Annotated in this window: 1 protein-coding gene and 1 pseudogene; both read left to right on the top strand. The window is 74.1% G+C overall.

The annotated features are described in order from the left end of the window. A partial coding sequence (gene cydD, locus IFR23_RS19925) for a thiol reductant ABC exporter subunit CydD (protein ID WP_192977296.1) occupies positions 1-1,435 on the top strand: 1,435 nt, incomplete at its 5' end. Continuing rightward, positions 1,432-2,249 (top strand): annotated as a pseudogene (locus IFR23_RS19930) (cysteine ABC transporter permease); the annotation flags it as partial. The gene cydD and the pseudogene IFR23_RS19930, both read left to right, overlap by 4 nt.

The raw sequence follows: 2,249 nt of genomic DNA on the forward strand, positions 1-2,249 counted from the left end.
CGCCGCGGGTGCGGCACGCGGGTGCCTGGCGATGGCGGCGATCCAGGTCGGCGCACGCGGCGCGGCTGCGGCGAAGCACCGCCAGCGCGGCCTCGTCGTCGCCGCGGCGCTTCACCGTGCGCCCGACAGGCCGATCGGCGACGGCGGCTTCGCGCATCTCGCGGTCGACGCGGTGGAGGCGCTCGACGGCCATGTCGCGCGCTTCCTCCCCGCGCATCGGGCCAGCTCGATCGCGCCGTTGATCGTGCTTCTCGCCACCGCCTGCGCAAGCTGGGTCGCGACCGCGATCCTGGCGCTGACGTTGATCCCCTTCATCGCCGCGATGGCGCTTGCGGGCGGTGCTGCCGCGGACGAGTCACGCCGCCAGTTCGCCGCGCTCGCACGCCTTTCGGGACGGTTCGCCGACCGGATCCGCGCGCTGCCGGTGGTGCTCGCCTTCCGCGCCGAGGACCGCGAGGCGGTCGCGATCGGCACCGCCGCGGACGATCTCGCACGGCGGACGATCCGCGTGCTGCGCGTCGCGTTCCTGTCGTCGGCTTCGCTGGAGTTCTTCGCCGCGCTCTCGGTCGCGCTGGTCGCGGTCTATTGCGGGTTCGCGCTGCTCGGGCTGTTGCCGTTCACCGCACCCGAGACGCTAACGCTCGGCCAGGCGTTCTTCGTGCTGGCACTGGCCCCCGAATTCTACGCGCCGATGCGGCGCCTCGCCGCCGCGTATCACGACAAGCAGGCCGCCGAGACCGCCGCGGATGCGCTGATGGCGATGCCGGAACCGGTTTCTCGCGCGCCGATCGGATCGACCAGCGGCACGCTGACGCTGCGCGACGTATCGATCCGCTATCCAGGGTCCGATCACCCGGCGGTATCCCGCCTGTCGTTGACGATCGTACCGGGCGAGACGGTCGCGCTGCTCGGCCCGTCGGGCAGCGGCAAGACCAGCGTGCTGCACCTCCTGCTGGGGCTGGCGCCGCTCACGGCCGGCAGCATGACGCTGGACGGCGAACCGCTCGACACGCTGGCGGGCCGCGCGAGCTGGGCGGGCCAGCATCCCCTGCTGATCCCCGGCACGATCCGCGAGAACCTGCTGCTCGCGCATCCGACCGCGACCGAGGCGGCGCTGCACGCAGCAATCGACGCAGCGGGGCTCGGCCCGATGCTCGCGCACCGTGCGCGCGGGCTCGATGCACCGCTAGATGCACGCGGCGGCGGGCTTTCGGGCGGCGAGCGGCGGCGGCTGTCGCTCGCCCGTGCTCTGCTGAAGCCCGCGCCGTTCCTGCTGCTCGACGAGCCGACCGCGCATCTCGATGCCGATGCCGAAGCCGCGCTGATCGCCACCATCGCGCGTGCGATGACGGGCCGCACGACGCTGATCGCCACGCACAGCGCCGCGCTCGCCGCGATCGCAACGCGCACGGTTCACTTGGGAGAAACCGCATGACGCTGTCGGATCTCCTCGCCCGCGAACGCCGTGCCGAACGCCGCCGACTTCGTCAGGCCGCGACCTGCGCCGCGCTGGTCGCCGCCGCGTCGATCCTGCTGCTCGGCCTGTCGGGCTGGTTCATCACCGCCGCGGCGATCGCGGGCGCGGGCGGCATGGCGGTGGCGCAGGCGTTCAATTTCATGCTGCCGTCCGCAGGCATCCGGTTGCTCGCGATCGTCCGGACCGGCGCGCGCTACGGCGAGCGGCTGGCGGGGCATGCCGCCGCGTTCGGTGCGCTCGCCCGCCTGCGCCCTGCGTTGTTCCGCGCGATCGCCGCAGCCCCGCCCGACCGCGCGCTGGCACTCGGTCGGGGCGAGGCGACCGCGCGACTGATCGGCGACGTCGACGCGATCGAGCTGCGCTTCGTCCGCCTGTCCGGACCATGGGGCGTCGGCGCGGCGATCGTGTCGGGTACCGCGCTGATCCTGCTCGCCGGCTGGGCGGCGGCACTCGCGACGCTCGCCTGCCTCGGCGGTGCGCTGTCGCTAGGGCTCCTGCTCGCGCACCGGCTGGAGGCGCAGGGCCGCCGCGTCCAGCGCGCGACCGGCCTGCTGCGCGAGGAAGTGGCGATGCTGGCCGAGGCCGCGGCCGAACTCCGCTGCTACGGGCTGGAGGATCGGGCGGCGGCCCGGATCGACGCTGCGGGCGGCGTCCTCGCCGCGGCGCACATCGCGCAAGCCGGCGTGGCGGGTCGGATCGAGCTGCTCCACGCGGCGACGATCGGTCTGGCCTCCGCGCTTGCGTTGACCTTGGCGACCGCCGCCGGTGCCGG

Origin of the sequence: Sphingomonas sp. CFBP 13603, from assembly GCF_014892665.1 — a bacterium.
Lineage (GTDB): Bacteria > Pseudomonadota > Alphaproteobacteria > Sphingomonadales > Sphingomonadaceae > Sphingomonas.